The following is a 13,385-nucleotide window of genomic DNA, read 5'->3' as shown; positions in this document are numbered from 1 at the left end:
GCAAGACCGGCATCGCGGTGACCTTCGTCGACTGGGACGACCTGCACAAGTGGGCGCTGATCAACCGCGCCCTGGACTTCGGCCAGCCCGAGCCGACCGAGACCTACTCCTCCTCTCCCCACCTGTTCACCGACCTCGACATCCCCACCGACGCCCGGGGCCGCATCGGTGCACCGAGCGCGGCCGCCGCGGCTGCCGCCCGGCCAGCCACCACCTCGGCGCCGGCATCAGGGTCCGGGTCGGCGACGACTCCGGAGCAGCAGCCGGCAGGCGAGGGGCGCGGCCGCACGCGGCACCGCACGCGACGCGGCGGTCAGGGCGCCTCCGCTTCGGCCGGCGAGCAGGCCACCGCGACCACGGATGCAGCCGAGGGCGGCAACCCCGCGCACGCCGAACACGCCCCGGGTTCGGGCACGCACGACGGCGCCGGCTCGCGCCCGCGCCGCCGCAACCGCCGAGGCCCCCGTAACACCTCCCCCTCCGCCTAGCCCCCGCCCCCAGCCGCTCGGGCCTCCCTCTCCCCCACCCACTCCCTCTCCCCCGCCCCTCCGCCCTACCCCGTCCCGACGGCAGGACCAGGTCCCGACAGCAGGCTCCTGGTCGACCAGCGACCTGCCCTAGAGACGTGGTCCTGCTGTCGTGCTCTCGACGGAGGGTGTCCGGCGCCCCGGATACCATCGCGGGATGCCTGCGCCGACCCGCACCGCTCCGACCGACGCCGAGATCTGGCCGCTGCTCGGCCTGCGGATGGTGGTGTCCGACGTCGAGTTGAAGGCGATCGACGACGAGACCGCCCTCGACCTCGGCCGGCTCGCCGGCGCCGGCATCCACGGCGAGTCCCTGCCGTTCTACCGGCCGTGGTCGCGCGGCACGCCCGTCGAGGTCGCCCGCAACGTGTACACGTACCACTCGGGGCTGCGCAGCCGAGCGACCCCGGCCAGCTGGTCGCTCGAGTTCGCCGCGCGGCTCGACGGCACCCTGATCGGCGTCCAGGCGCTGCAGGCCGACGACTTCGCCACCACCCGGTCCGCGGAGAGTGGCTCGTGGCTCGGCCGCGACTACCAGGGCCGCGGCATCGGCACCCTGCTGCGCGTCGCGGTCCTCACCTTCGCGTTCGACGCGCTGGGCGCCCGCGAGGTGACCACGGCGGCGTGGGCGGACAACAGCGCCTCCAACGCGGTCACCCGCAAGCTCGGCTACCAGCCGAACGGCGAACTGCTGCTCGACCGTGAGGGCGTCGCGACCGTCTCCAAGCGGTATCGCCTGGAGAAGTCGACCTGGGACGCCCGCCCCGACGAGTTGCGTCCGCACGTGCAGATCGACGGACTGCCCGCCGTCACCGACTGGCTGGGCCTTACGCCCGGCTGAGTTCAGCCTCAGCAGGCCCGCCGGACGATGAACTCAGCCGGCGAGCGCAGCCCCGACCGGAGCGGTGCCGGTGCCGAGTTCGAGTATCTGCTCCACGACAGCGGGGGCGGTGGTGTGCTCACCGAGCCGGTTCGGTTTGCCGGTGCCGTGGTAGTCGCTGGAGCCCGTCACGGCCAGGTCGAAGCGCCGGGCCAGTTCGGCGACCCGCTCGCGACCGTCGGGGGTGTTCTCGCGGTGGTACAGCTCCAGTCCGAACAGGCCCGCCTCCACCAACTCGCCGACCACGTCCTCGGGCAGCACGCGGTCGCGGCCGGAGGCACCGGGATGCGCCAGCACCGGCACGCCGCCCGCCGCACGGATCAGGCGCACCCCCTGCAGCGGTGTGGGCGCGTAGTGCGGCTCCACGTAGCCGGCCCGCGGATGCAGCAGACCGGCGAAGGCGGCGCTGCGGTCGGACTCCAGGCCCAGGGCGACGAGCGCGTCGGCGATGTGCGGCCGGCCGACCGTGGTTCCCGGCATCGTCTGCGCGACCACGTCGGACCACTGGATGTCGTGGTCGCGGCTCAGCCGGTCGACGATGCGCTGCGCACGCTCGCGACGCGCGGTGCGGATGCGCTCCGTCTCGGCGACGAGCCCGGAGTTCTGCGGGTCGACCAGGTAGCCGAGCATGTGCACGCTGCGAAAGCCGAGCAGGGTGCTCAGCTCCAGGCCGGGGATCAGCACGATGTCGTGCCGCCCGGCCTCCTCCCGCGCCTCGCCCCAGCCCGCCGTGGTGTCGTGGTCGGTCAGAGCGACCGTCCCGAGCCCGGCCGCGACCGCGGCGCGGATCAGGTCCGCCGGCGACTCGGTGCCGTCGGAGACCGCGCTGTGGGTGTGCAGATCCGCCCCGCCCGCGCTCCGCATCCGGCAATGCTACGGGCGAGAAGCACCCCGAATCGGCGCATCACCAGCTTCCGGGTGCTCACCGACGAGGACGGTGCGGGCAGCGACCACCGCCCCGTGCTCGCCCGCCTGCGGCCCGCGGGCTGACCGATGCCGGTGGGAGGATGGAGCGCATGTCGAGCGAGCAGACCCAGACCACCGAGCCGACGAACACCGAGCCGCAGACCGTCGAAACGGCGACCGAGCAGGTTCCCGCCGAGCCCGCGGAGGGCCGCACGGCCATCCCGAAGACCAGAGCGTTCGCCGACTACATCGGCAGCGGCTGGGCCGACCGCACACGCGACCTGCCCTCGCTGCGCCCGCTGGCCGCGGACGCCGCCCGCCGGCGGCAGCAGCTCTCGGCGCGGCATACCGGCAAGCGCCTGGTGATCGGCGCGGGCGACGCGAAGGTGCGCTCCAACGACACCGACTTCCCGTTCCGCGCCCACTCCGCCTTCTCGTGGTTGACCGCCTGGGGCGCCGACAGCGAGCCCGGCGCAGTGCTGGTGTTCCAGCCGAACGGCGACGCGCACGACGTCACCCTGCATTTCACGCCGGCGGCGGGCCGCGACACCGACGAGTTCTACGCGAACGCCGCGGTCGGCGAATTCTGGGTGGGCCCGCGGCCCACGCTGGAGCAGGTCGGCGCCGACCTGGGCCTCGCCACGGCGGCGCTCACTGACTTCCTGCCGGGCGACGACGACGTGACGATCGACGACCCCGAACTGGCCCGCGACCTGTCCGAGGCGCGCCTGGTCAAGGACGCAGGCGAGATCGACCAGCTGCGCGCCGCGATCGCCGCGACCGCCGACGGCTTCGGCGACATCCTGCGCGCGCTGCCCGCGATCACCGCGCACCCGAGGGGCGAACGGGTGATCGAGGGCACGTTCTTCGGCCGCGCCCGCGCCGACGGCAACGACCTCGGCTACTCCACGATCGCGGCCAGCGGGCCGCACGCCTGCATCCTGCACTGGACGCGCAACGACGGCGCCGTCCGCCCAGGCGACCTGGTGCTGATCGACGCCGGCGTCGAGCTGCCGTCGCTTTACACCGCCGACATCACCCGCACCATCCCGGTCGGCGGCCGCTTCACTCCGGTGCAGCGGCAGGTGTACGAGGCAGTGCGCGAGGCCGCCGACGCCGCCTTCGCGATCGTCCGGCCGGGCGTCAAGTTCCGGCAGGTGCACGCCACCGCGATGGAGGTCATCGCCCGCCGGACCGCGGAGTGGGGGCTGCCGCTGCCCGGTACGGCGCTGAGCGACGGGTTGGACGGGCAGGCGCACCGCCGCTACATGGTGCACGGGACCAGCCACCACCTGGGACTCGACGTGCACGACTGCGCGGCTGCGCGGCGCGAGCTGTACCTGGACGCCGAGATCCGGGCGGGCATGATCTTCACCATCGAGCCGGGCCTCTACTTCCAGCCCGACGACCTGACCGTGCCCGAGCAGTTCCGCGGCATCGGCGTGCGCATCGAGGACGACGTGCTGGTCACCGACGACGGCGCCGAGAACCTCTCCGCCGCAATCCCGCGCACCGCCGACGACGTCGAAGCCTGGGTGGCGTCCGCCCGCTGACCCCGCGCCTCCCGCGGCGTACCCGCACACGCTCGGCGTGGCGCGGTACCTGTGCCTCCGCGCTGTGCGCATGCATACCGCGCGAGGCCACACCTACCGCGCGACGTGGCGGAGGGAGGCGCGGCGCCAATCCCTACGCCAGGGGCGGGGTCTGCGAGGACGTGGTCGTGGCGGTCTCTACGGGGATCACGGCCGGGGTGCCGCCGCCGCCCTCGCCGCCACCGCCGCTGCCGTTCAGCAGGTTGCGGGCCCGGTTGGCGTGCTGCGGGTCGACCACCAGCGAATAGCTGGAGGCGATCACCTGCATGACCGAGCTGAAGTCGCGGCGTCGACGGGTGATCGCGTAGCTCGCCAGCCCGAAGAGCACGCCGAACGCGGCGCCCAGCAGCAGGGCGCCGGGGAACACGGAGGCCGGCGCGGTGGGCGAGAACGACAGCAGGATCCCGAGGAACAGGCCGAGCCACAGACCCGAGATCGCTCCGGCGCCGGCCGCGCGGCCCCAGGACAGCCGCCCGGTGACGCGCTCGACGCTCTTCATGTCGTTGCCGACGATGGCGGCGCCCTGCAGCGGGAAGTCCGAGTGGGCCAGGGTGTCGACGGCGGTCTGCGCCGCCTCATAGGTATCGAAGCTCGCGACCTCCTCGCCGCGGGGCGGCGTGGGGAACGGCGGGCGACGGGTGGTGCCGAACAGTCCTTGCTGGTTACTCACCATGGAATCATCCCGCGGCCGTCCAAGGATCGCCAGGGCATTCCCTATGAAGTGGCCGAGCCCCTCCTCCGCCGGCCTCCCGGGACAGCGGTCCCGGGAGGCGCCCCGGAGCGCCCACCCTGACGCCTACCCTGAACCCATGCCCTCCACCCGCCTCTTCGTCGCCCGGCTGGCGGGCTGCGCGGTCTTCGACGCGCAGGGCGACCGCCTCGGCCGGGTGCGCGACGTCGTCGTGGTCTACCGGCAGGTGGATGCGCCCCGGGTGGTGGGGCTCGTGGTCGAGATCGCCGGCCGGCGCCGCGTGTTCGTCTCCATCGGGCGGGTCACCTCCGTCAGCTCCGGCCAGGTCATCACCAACGGCCTCATCACCGTGCGCCGGTTCGAGCAGCGGGCCAGCGAAACGCGCATCCTGGCGGAGGTGCTGGGCCGTCGCGTGACGCTCGGCGACGGCTCCGGCGACGCGGTGGTCGAGGACGTCGCGATCGAGGAGTTCGGTCCCGGCGAGTGGCAGGTCAGCCAGTTCTTCGTCCGGCGTCCCAAGACCAGCCCCAGCCCGTTCGCCAAGGGCGCGACCCTGTTCGTCAAGTGGGAGGACGTGCGCGAGCGCACCCGCGGCGGCCAGAGCCAGTCCGCCGCGCAGCTGATCCAGACCTACTCCGACCTGCTGCCGCCCGACCTGGCCAGCACGATGCTCGACCTGCCGCCGGAGCGGATGCTGGAGGTGGCCGCCGAGCTGCCCGACGAGCGCCTGGCCGACGTGCTGCAGGAGATGCCGGAGTCGTCGGCCGCGGACGTGCTGATCGGCCTCGGCGACGAGCGGGCCGCCGACGTGCTGGATGCGATGGAGCCCGACGACGCCGCCGACCTGATCGGCCAGCTGCCCGACGAGCGTCGCGAGGCCCTGCTGCAGTTGATGGAGCCGGACGAGGCCGACGACGTGCGCATGCTGCTGCAGTACTCCCCCGACACCGCCGGCGGCCTGATGACCACCGAGCCGATCATCCTGTCGAGCGACGCGACCGTCGCCGAGGGGCTGGCGCTGATCCGCCGCCACGAGCTGGCGCCGGCGCTGGGCGCCGCGATCTGCGTGACGCTGCCGCCGTTCGAGCCGCCGACCGGCCGCTTCCTCGGCATCGTCCATTTCCAGCGGATGCTGCGCTACCCGCCGCACGAGCGCCTCGGCAGCCTGCTCGACACCACGACGGAGCCGGTGCACGCCGACACGTCCGCGGCCGAGGTCTCGCGCATCCTGGCCAGCTATAACCTGGTGCAGGTCCCCGTCGTGGACGCGAACCGCCGTCTGGTCGGGGTGGTGACAATCGACGACGTCCTCGACCGTCTGCTGCCCGACGACTGGCGCAGCAGCGACTCGGATGCCCTCTCCACGCCCCCGCGCACCGCGCAGGTGACGCTCGGTACGGGCGCGGTACCGCTTCCGCGGCAACGGATCGGCAGGAGGGTCGGCGATGGCAGCACCCGGTAGGCCCCGTCGGAATCGCTCCGTCGACCTGCTGGAGGAGCCGAAGGGCCTCTCCCGCGCCGGTCGGCGGCAGCGCCCCAACCGCGACCGCTTCGGCCGGGGCACGGAGTTCATCGCCCGCAACATGGGCACGCCCGCGTTCCTGATCGGGCTCACGGTCTTCTGTCTGGTCTGGATCCTCTACAACACGTTCGGCCCGCCGACGGTGCGCTTCGACTCGGTCGAGAACGGCTACACCGTGCTCACCCTGATCCTGTCGCTGCAGGCCTCCTACGCCGCGCCGCTGATCCTGCTGGCGCAGAACCGGCAGGACGACCGCGACCGGGTGCAGTTCGAGCAGGACCGGCAGCGCTCCGAGCGCAACCTGGACGACACGGAGTACCTGGCGCGCGAGATCGTGGCGCTGCGCCTGCTGGTGCGCGACATGGCGTCGAAGGACTTCATCCGCGGCGAGATCCGCGAGTTGCTGGAGCAGCTGGAGAAGCGCGACGCGCCGCCCGGCGACCTGCGCGAGCCGGCATGATGGACACCGCGGCCGCAGTGCGGGCCGCGCTCGGCCGGGTGCTGGACCCCGAGATCCGCCGCCCGATCGCCGACCTGGACATGGTGGACGGCGTGCGGATGGCCGGCTCCACCGCGGTGCTCGACCTCAGCCTGACGATCGTCGGCTGCCCGGCCTCCGACCGCATCCGCGCCGACGCGGTCCAGGCCGCCCGCTCTGTGCCGGGGGTCACGGACGTGGAGGTGCGGCTCGGAGTGATGACGCCGGCCCGCCGCGCAGCCCTCACCGACCGGCTGCGCGGCTCGCGGGCGATGCCGTTCGGCCCGGGCTCGCTGACGCGGGTGATCGCGGTGACGAGCGGCAAGGGCGGCGTCGGCAAGTCGACGGTCACCGCGAACCTGGCCGTCGCGCTGGCGGCTCGCGGCCTCTCGGTCGGCGTGGTCGACGCCGACGTGCACGGGTTCTCCATCCCGGGCCTGCTCGGCATCCCGGCCGGCTTCTCCCCCACGAGCATCGACGGCCTGATCCTGCCGCCGATCGCCCACGAGGTGAAGGCGGTCTCGATCGGCATGTTCCTGCCCGCCGACGACCGCGACGGCGCGATCGCCTGGCGCGGCCCGATGCTGCACCGCACCCTGAACCAGTTCCTGACCGACACCTACTTCGGCGACCTGGACATCCTGCTGCTCGACAGCCCGCCGGGCACGGGCGACGTCGCCATCTCGCTCGGACAGCTGCTGCCGAACGCGGAAGTGCTGGTGGTGACGACGCCGCAGCCGGCCGCAGCCGACGTGGCGGTGCGCTCGGGCCTGGTCGCCCGCCGCCTCGGTCAGCGCCTGATCGGCGTGGTCGAAACGATGGGCGCCGCCGTGCAGGCGGACGGAACCGTGCTCGACATCTTCGGCTCCGGAGGCGGCGCCGCGGTCGCAGCCCGCCTGACGACGGCGGACGAGCCCGTCCCCCTACTCGCGACAGTCCCCCTCAGCACTGCCCTCCGCCAAGGCGGCGACGCGGGCCGCCCGGTAGTCCTCGGCACCCCGACCGACCCTGCGGCGCAGGCGCTGCTGTCCCTAGCGGACGCACTGTCGCGGCACGGCCGCAACTTGGCGGGCCGCTCCCTCCCAGTAGGAGCGCGAACCGCACCGTAACCGCGCACCCCCGCAGGGACTCGAACTCCTATCCAGGCCCCGTAGGGGCGCTCTCGCCACCCGAGATGTCATCACAGTGACGCAGGCCCCGTCGCCTTTTGTCCCCCTGCCCGATATCATGAACACCGCAAGCGGCATGGGCTGGTCGTTCCCCTTCTGGAGCGTCGCGCTGGCGCTGACGTGGCGACTGGTAGACCAGATCCGAGCAGGCGCAGCTCAGCGCCGCCTCGCAGGCATAATCAGGCGCCGAAGGGGTGGGCCTTGACCACGCGCTGCGCGAAGGCGATGAACGCATCGGCGACGTCCTCGTCCGGGTCGCCCCACTGAACTCCGATCAGGACGTGATCCAGGCCGGGATAGAGCTTGTAGGTACGCCCCGGGTAGGCCTTCGCAGTGATCGGTCCTGCACGATTGGGATCGGGAGTCAGGATCAATTCCACCGAGTTGTTCGAGTCGATCAAATGGTACGCGTTCCAGGCGGTCGCCCAACGGCCAGGCACGGAGCTCGTGGATTCCCACCCGGTGCGCAGTCCGACCTTATCTAAACGCTCCCTGATCAACGGCTCGAGATTTTTCGAGCGCGCTCGACACAACTTATTCGCGTCGACCTGGGCCTGGAAGAACTGGCTAAGCGCCTTCTCGCGCCCGAGGAGCAGGTTGCGGAACTCATTGAGGAAGTCGGCTTCTCTCGTGTAGTCGGTCACCAGTGGACTCCGTTCCCTAATCTCTCTGAACTGTCTCAACAGCTCCGCGCTGCGCTGCAGGTTGACATCCGTCGTATCGGCATCTTCGGTCTCGCCGAGTCGCTCGAACAGGCTGGCGTAGGTGATCGCGCGCGACACCCAGCTGCTTTCGTCGCCGCGGAGCGTGTGCGGGTAGGGCGCGAGTACCGCCAGCATCACTGTTTCGTAGCCGTCCTCGACCGCGTGGCCGACGTACGACTCGAGCGGGTTGTGCAGCGCCGCCCCCACCTTGTTCTCGATGACGATTGCCAGATTGAGTTCATCGTTGGTGAGGTAGACGTCGATGATTCCCGGCCAACTGAACTCGGTCAGAGGCTCGGTCACCTGGGCCGCGCTAACTTGCCTGTCGACGCGCCACCCGTATGCGCCTACAACAGTCTCGGCGTCCAAGGCCAAATCGCGGAGGCCGCCCCGATCGACGGTCGGAGCTCCGTGCAGCGTGCGCAGCAGCGAGTCGAGGAACCGCGTCCCCATGCCGTGCCGCTCCTCAGGATCGAGGAAGTAGGCAAGGGTTTGGTCCGCGGCCTGCTCCGAGCCGCCCAGACCGAATAGGTCATAAAAGTTGAGGGGTTGACGGCGGCGTGCCAGCCGCGGCATCTGGGCGTCGAGGAATGACACATCCATGTGTAGACCCGTCCTTTGATTAATTCCGGCCATCTTATGGGGAGCGGACGTGGCCGCACCGTTCGGGCGTCGGAGTACCTCTTGTACGGCCAGCCTTGGTCCTCGCAGAGTTCCAGAAACGCCGAGAAGAGGTCGAGCGGAGGCTCCATGGACAGCGGGATGCTTCCGGTCTTGGTCCCGTTCACGTTGGTAGCCGTCGCGCTCCACTCCAGCACGACGGGCTCGGTGCGGTGGGCCGGGATGAGGATGACCGTCTCCTTCTCGATCGTCTCCACGCGATGCGGCCGAAGGTCGATGCTCGGCATCTCTAGGGTGAAACTTCCGCCGTTCGTGCGACGCGTCTGTGGTCCGATCGTTCCGAACTTCATCGGTGCGGGCGTGAAGTTCGACCCATGCACCGAAGGTCCGGTAAGGCGATCCCCCATGTACGGGCCGAACCGGCGCGGAGGGCGGGGGAGCAAGTACTTCAGGTCCGGCACCTCCTCTTCCGTCTCGTAGGCGCTGCCCTCGCCCGACAGGTGCAGATGCACTTCAACCTCGCTGTAGTTCACCTCGGTGCGATTGTGCACCTCAAGCGTCGGCGAGATGGCGAGCACGGCGCCAAGATGCTCCGGCACCTTTTTCAGGTCCTCGCGCAGCGCGGTGATCCACGCATCGACCTCGGCCTTGAAGTCGGCTTTGGTGCGGGTTTCCGTGACCCGCTCGGTGAGTCCGCTCGTGACGTTCTCGATTGCCCGAAGCATGTTCAAGGTGGTCGGGAAGCCAGCAGACCGGGCGGCATGCGCCAGGTTCGCGGCCTTCTCGTCCGCAGCCGCCTTGTTACTCGCGTCTTCGACCGACTGCATGAGCCGACGCCGGTGTCCGTCCAGCCAGTTCTCCACGTTCGCCTGGTCCCAAAGAAATGTGGACGCGGCGCCGGGGCTGCTGGTGACCTCGATGTCGAGGCTCAGCGGGACATCTTCCACCTGAGCGCGGCGCAGCAGCACGTCGAAGTCGGCCTGCACCGCCTGTACGGCGTTGGCCTGGTGCCGGAGGAACATCGTGCCCTCCAGGTAGGCCGTCCTCTTCCTGTCGGCCGTGAGCACCGGCTTCCGAAGGGCGAAAATGCCGTCGCCCTCGCTGGGCGGCGCGACGTCGATGACCAAGAACTCCTTGCCCTGGAAGGACACGTACCTCATGTCCCACTCCGGTCCGTCGGCCTCTCCGATGAACGAGGACACCTTGGGCCAGAGGTCCGAGGAGTCGAGCACGGCGACGTCGTGGGTCTTCCCCGGCTCGACGCCAATCACCAAGATGCCGTAGCCGCCGAAGTACTCCCTAGCGATGGAGACGGGTCGGTTCGACATCGCGAGAATTTCGCGGGCGACGGATCGGCCGACCTCTTGACGGTCGGTCAGGTCAACCGGGCCCTTCCATTCGAGCGCGTGCGACTCGTCCGTCTGGTTCGCGTTGTAGATCGCTTCGAGCAAGGCCTTCCACTCGCCTGGACGCCTCGGTCGATGCGACGTGTCGAAGTTCAGCGCCATGAGAAGAAGGTAGGCACCTACTCGGACAGAGCTTGTGGAGACCGCGCCTCGGGCTCCAGAGACTTCGGTCACACTGCTCCCAGTGGACGACGACGATGTCTGTCGCAGGTGCTCGCGGTGCGGGGCGGTCATGTTGCCGACAAGGTTGCCGACTGGGGCGTGCTTGATGTGTGCCCCCTCGCTTAACCAGTTCCACTGGAACGAGCCCAACCCCTCGTTGGACCCCTCGTTCAGTGCGAGGGGGCCAGCGAGGGATTTCCGGCGTCTTGCCCTGTCCTGGCCTGCCACCTCCGCGGTGCGGCTCCTGAACCACCCTCACTCAGCAGAGAAGCGTTGCTGACTGAGGGTGGTTCAGGAGTACAGGTGGCAGGACAGGGCAGGGCAAGACGAAACATTTGTTCCGGGGAAGTAGGGCTCCGAGAGAGGGTGCCCCCGCATGGACTCGAACTCGATATCGAAGGTCTCGCCGAGAGTCAGGAGATCGAAGAAAATAGCGCTGACCCAGGCAGAACCCTGACTTCTCAAAGAATCGGTATCGCAGGAGATCGCGGCGTGTCACAGGAGTTTGTGGGGGCTCACCGCGGCGGGCTGACCGGGAGGGGCGCGCTTTCTGCGGGATGCGCGGGGACGAACGAGACGATGAACCGGCCGACGGCGGTCTGCTCCGTCGCGACGTCGCTGGCGGCGGCGAGGGACGCCGCGGCTGAGCGGGGGTCGAGGTCGTCGGTGATCGGTTGCTGGTCGGGCGCGTAGTGCATGAGCAGGACGCCGCGCTTCGACCGGGTTCGCAGCTCGGAGAGCTCAAGCGGGCTGAGGTACGACGCCGATCCGCCGAGTGCGAGCACCGCGTCGTACGCCGTGCCGCAGAGCACGCGCTGCTTGGCGGCGTCGGCCCAGGTCATCGCATGGACGCCGGCGAGGGTCGGATGCTTGGCGACGAGGGCGTTGAGCATCGCGGTGGACGGGTCGATCCCGACGTACCGGACCGGTTCTGCGAGGCCGGCGGTCACCGGCCAGCCGGTGCCGCAGCCAACGTCGAGCGTCCGGCCCAATCGGTCGCCGAAGCTGCGGCGGATCAGGTCGGCGACCTGATCCTGCTCGGCCTCAGTCATCGCGTGCGACCTATCCCAGGCCGAGGCGTATCCGTCGTATGCCGACTTGAACTCTGAACGTGTGCGGGGCATGTTCTGTACGCCATAGACGTGCTCAACGCGACCCCGGTTCACCAAGGCGGCCTGGTCGAGGTCTCGGTCCATCGTCCAGTGCTTCCAGCCCATCGGCGTCGTCAGGTAGATGCGGGTCCGTTTGTAGAACTTCATCGGCTCGCCGAATGTCTGGATCACATGTGCCGCGCGCGCATAATCCCGCTCGTCCAGCCCCCCAGTCCGCGGGAAGGCGACGTACTCATGTGGGGCGCCTTCTGCGTATGTAACGGCGAACTGCCAGTCGAGCTCGGGCTCAAGGTCCAGCCACCAGCCGAGGTCCGTGCGCGTGATCATGTCGGCTCCAAGTTCCACGCGGCCCACGAAGTCCACGCAGGGCCAGCATGCGTCGCGCCACCGACATCAACGACCGATCGTGGCTGGCGGCGCGCCAAACTGTCACGACAGCCAGCAGGCGTCAACAGCGAGGGCGAATGGAGTTGGACGCTTGTCCGCGCCGCTGATTACAGTCAACGACATGATTGTGACCATCGAACCTAATGACCTCGCCCGCAGGGAAGAAGTGCCCCCTCGAGCGCGGCGACCGTTGCTCGGGGCTCTCGCCGGACGAGCGGGGCTCGGAGAGACGTTCGCCACTGAAGCACTCGCCGTGATCCTGCAGAGCCCCGCATTGAAGCACGCATTTTTGCAATACCTCCAGAGACGTCTGGGCACCGATTTATCCCATGTGGTCCGCTTGCTGACCGAAGTGGACCACGGGGTGTTCGGTCGTACCGACATCGAAGGTCAAGACTCGACAGGAAGGCCGGCACTGATCATCGAGGCAAAATTCGGTGCCTCGCTCACTGTCGAACAGGTGGCGCGGTACCTCAGATTGCAGTCCTCGGAGCCCGGGGATATCCGTCCCGGGTTATTACTACTTATGCCGGAGGCTCGGGTTGAAGACGCGATTCACCTGCTTCAGCAAGCCGAACGTTCTGTCCAACATTTGCGGAGCGCGACGACCTCTGTCTCCTGGACGGAAGTCCTTGACACGCTTGATGCAGCGCTCGGCGAGAACGAGCGCGGCTCGAACTCGCCGGAGGCGGACATCATTCAGCTCCGGGCGCTCGTCGACGCCCGTACCAAATTCGTACTGCGTCCTGTTGTCCCGGGAGATTGGCGGCTTCGACGCGTCGAATTAGCCGGTCTTGTCGATTTGGTTACGCAGCGCCTAGCGGATGCCCTTGGAGTTTGGCGCGGACCGCACATCGCCCGGCGCGATATCGCTTTCGCACCTGCATACTACTTGAAGGTCGCTGGGCCGGTGCCAAATACCTACGTCGCGGTGGGGCTGCACGGCGGGTTCGCAGCCGAAGGGCTCACCCCGTTGTGGCTACGATTCCACAAGGTCACCGGCGACGGATTTGCCGTCAAGCGAATCCAAGCACTGCTTGGAGATACTCCTGAGTACGGCTCGTCAATTCGATTTGACGGTGGACACTTGTGGACGCCGGTCGAACTGGACAAGAACCTAGCTGATGAAGCGCTCGTCGACGACATTGTCCGACGAGTCCGAAGCGTCCTGGTCGCGGCCGGAGCGGAGTCCCCGAATTTGCAGGCGTAGCTGAAGCACTGCGGCGTC

The 13,385-nt window shown here is 69.3% G+C and carries 10 protein-coding genes and 1 pseudogene; 7 read left to right on the top strand and 4 right to left on the bottom strand.

Going from position 1 to position 13,385, the window contains the following annotated elements:
• Positions 1 to 488 (top strand): annotated as a pseudogene (locus tag ACFE7H_RS04115) (ATP-dependent helicase); the annotation flags it as partial.
• 196 nt (positions 489 to 684) lie between these two features.
• Complete coding sequence (locus tag ACFE7H_RS04110; protein WP_375399936.1) at positions 685 to 1,368, top strand: GNAT family N-acetyltransferase; 684 nt, start codon at positions 685 to 687, stop codon at positions 1,366 to 1,368.
• A 33-nt stretch (positions 1,369 to 1,401) separates the two neighbouring features.
• Here the strand turns inward: ACFE7H_RS04110 and ACFE7H_RS04105 are convergent, their stop codons facing one another.
• Positions 1,402 to 2,271 carry a PHP domain-containing protein gene (locus ACFE7H_RS04105; RefSeq protein WP_375399935.1) on the bottom strand — a complete coding sequence of 290 codons (870 nt, stop codon included), beginning with the start codon at positions 2,269 to 2,271 and terminating at the stop codon, positions 1,402 to 1,404.
• A 152-nt stretch (positions 2,272 to 2,423) separates the two neighbouring features.
• Here ACFE7H_RS04105 and ACFE7H_RS04100 point away from each other — a divergent pair, with 152 nt between their 5' ends.
• Positions 2,424 to 3,866, top strand: a complete 1,443-nt coding sequence (locus ACFE7H_RS04100) for an aminopeptidase P family protein (protein WP_375399934.1) — start codon at positions 2,424 to 2,426, stop codon at positions 3,864 to 3,866.
• 133 nt (positions 3,867 to 3,999) lie between these two features.
• Here the strand turns inward: ACFE7H_RS04100 and ACFE7H_RS04095 are convergent, their stop codons facing one another.
• A complete protein-coding gene (locus ACFE7H_RS04095; RefSeq protein ID WP_375399933.1) occupies positions 4,000 to 4,578 on the bottom strand; it encodes a general stress protein in 579 nt (192 codons plus the stop codon).
• A 136-nt stretch (positions 4,579 to 4,714) separates the two neighbouring features.
• Between ACFE7H_RS04095 and ACFE7H_RS04090 the strand changes: the two genes are divergently transcribed.
• From ACFE7H_RS04090 to ACFE7H_RS04080, 3 genes are read left to right on the top strand one after another with little or no spacing between them, the layout of a single operon-like run.
• A complete protein-coding gene (locus ACFE7H_RS04090) occupies positions 4,715 to 6,058 on the top strand; it encodes a magnesium transporter MgtE N-terminal domain-containing protein (protein WP_375399932.1) in 1,344 nt (447 codons plus the stop codon).
• Positions 6,042 to 6,578 carry a DUF1003 domain-containing protein gene (locus tag ACFE7H_RS04085; RefSeq protein ID WP_375399931.1) on the top strand — a complete coding sequence of 179 codons (537 nt, stop codon included), beginning with the start codon at positions 6,042 to 6,044 and terminating at the stop codon, positions 6,576 to 6,578. The genes ACFE7H_RS04090 and ACFE7H_RS04085 overlap by 17 nt, the downstream gene beginning before the upstream one ends.
• Positions 6,578 to 7,705, top strand: coding sequence for an Mrp/NBP35 family ATP-binding protein (locus ACFE7H_RS04080; protein WP_375399948.1), 1,128 nt, complete (start codon positions 6,578 to 6,580; stop codon positions 7,703 to 7,705). The genes ACFE7H_RS04085 and ACFE7H_RS04080 overlap by 1 nt, the downstream gene beginning before the upstream one ends.
• 239 nt (positions 7,706 to 7,944) lie before the next feature.
• Here ACFE7H_RS04080 and ACFE7H_RS04075 read toward each other — a convergent pair whose 3' ends face one another.
• Together ACFE7H_RS04075 and ACFE7H_RS04070 are read right to left on the bottom strand one after the other, a co-directional pair.
• Complete coding sequence (locus tag ACFE7H_RS04075) at positions 7,945 to 9,045, bottom strand: PD-(D/E)XK nuclease family protein (protein ID WP_375399930.1); 1,101 nt, start codon at positions 9,043 to 9,045, stop codon at positions 7,945 to 7,947.
• Between the two features lie 2,128 nt (positions 9,046 to 11,173).
• Positions 11,174 to 12,097, bottom strand: coding sequence for a hypothetical protein (locus ACFE7H_RS04070; RefSeq protein WP_375399929.1), 924 nt, complete (start codon positions 12,095 to 12,097; stop codon positions 11,174 to 11,176).
• Positions 12,098 to 12,278: 181 nt separating this feature from the next.
• Here ACFE7H_RS04070 and ACFE7H_RS04065 point away from each other — a divergent pair, with 181 nt between their 5' ends.
• Entirely contained in the window at positions 12,279 to 13,367 is a 1,089-nt protein-coding gene (locus ACFE7H_RS04065) for a hypothetical protein (protein WP_375399928.1), read from the top strand.
• The last annotated feature ends 18 nt before the right edge of the window (positions 13,368 to 13,385 follow it).

Source organism: uncultured Amnibacterium sp. (genome assembly GCF_964250715.1).
Classification (GTDB): domain Bacteria; phylum Actinomycetota; class Actinomycetes; order Actinomycetales; family Microbacteriaceae; genus Amnibacterium.
The sequence above is the reverse complement of the archived record's forward strand: the minus strand, read 5'-3'. Positions and strand labels throughout refer to the sequence as shown.

What these genes read in the sequence shown, in the direction of transcription:
- ACFE7H_RS04065 (WP_375399928.1), top strand. Translation starts at nt 12,279, where the DNA reads ATGATTGTGACCATCGAACCTAATGACCTCGCCCGCAGGGAAGAAGTG.
- ACFE7H_RS04100 (WP_375399934.1), top strand. Translation starts at nt 2,424, where the DNA reads ATGTCGAGCGAGCAGACCCAGACCACCGAGCCGACGAACACCGAGCCG.
- ACFE7H_RS04080 (WP_375399948.1), top strand. Translation starts at nt 6,578, where the DNA reads ATGGACACCGCGGCCGCAGTGCGGGCCGCGCTCGGCCGGGTGCTGGAC.
- ACFE7H_RS04105 (WP_375399935.1), bottom strand. Translation starts at nt 2,271, where the DNA reads ATGCGGAGCGCGGGCGGGGCGGATCTGCACACCCACAGCGCGGTCTCC.
- ACFE7H_RS04110 (WP_375399936.1), top strand. Translation starts at nt 685, where the DNA reads ATGCCTGCGCCGACCCGCACCGCTCCGACCGACGCCGAGATCTGGCCG.
- ACFE7H_RS04090 (WP_375399932.1), top strand. Translation starts at nt 4,715, where the DNA reads ATGCCCTCCACCCGCCTCTTCGTCGCCCGGCTGGCGGGCTGCGCGGTC.
- ACFE7H_RS04095 (WP_375399933.1), bottom strand. Translation starts at nt 4,578, where the DNA reads ATGGTGAGTAACCAGCAAGGACTGTTCGGCACCACCCGTCGCCCGCCG.
- ACFE7H_RS04075 (WP_375399930.1), bottom strand. Translation starts at nt 9,045, where the DNA reads ATGCCGCGGCTGGCACGCCGCCGTCAACCCCTCAACTTTTATGACCTA.
- ACFE7H_RS04070 (WP_375399929.1), bottom strand. Translation starts at nt 12,097, where the DNA reads ATGATCACGCGCACGGACCTCGGCTGGTGGCTGGACCTTGAGCCCGAG.
- ACFE7H_RS04085 (WP_375399931.1), top strand. Translation starts at nt 6,042, where the DNA reads ATGGCAGCACCCGGTAGGCCCCGTCGGAATCGCTCCGTCGACCTGCTG.